1 protein-coding gene is annotated in these 559 nt (G+C 72.6%); it reads right to left on the reverse strand.

Annotated features, from left to right (window positions below; translation table 11 throughout):
- A partial coding sequence (locus KUM32_RS42410) for an ATP-binding cassette domain-containing protein (protein ID WP_217146910.1) occupies positions 1-524 on the reverse strand: 524 nt, incomplete at its 3' end.
- Between the last annotated feature and the right edge of the window lie 35 nt (positions 525-559).

Raw genomic sequence — 559 nt, forward strand, 5'->3', positions numbered from 1 at the left:
TGCTGGAAGCGGTTGTAGTGCTCGGGGCTCAGCCCCACCGTCTCCAGGAGTTCGCGCACCCGGGCCTCCCGGCCGCCGGGGGGCCGGATGCGGTTGATCTCCATCGGGCCGGAGATGATCGCGCCGACCGTCTGGCGTGGGTTGAGGGACGAGTACGGGTCCTGGAAGATCATCTGGATCTCGGAGCGGATCGGGGCCAGGGCCTTGCGGTCGGCGTGCGTGATGTCCTGGCCTCGGTAGCTGATCCGGCCGGCGGTCGGCTCCAGGAGGCGGGTCAGCAGCCGGCCGGTGGTGGACTTGCCGCATCCCGACTCGCCGACCAGGCCGAAGCTCTCGCCCGCGTGCACCGCCAGGTCGATGCCGTCCACCGCCTGCACGGCGCCGACCTTCCGCTGGAACGGGAAGCCGCCCATGATCGGGAAGTGCTTGGTCAGCCGCTCGGCCACGAGCAGCGGCTCCCCGGGCGGGGGCCCGTTTCCCGCGCTCTGCTCCACGGTCCGGCCCGTGGCCGCGTCCCGCGTCATCGGTCCCCTCCCTGGCTCGGGTCGCCACCCGGCTC

It is taken from the genome of Streptomyces sp. AC627_RSS907 (genome assembly GCF_019049165.1).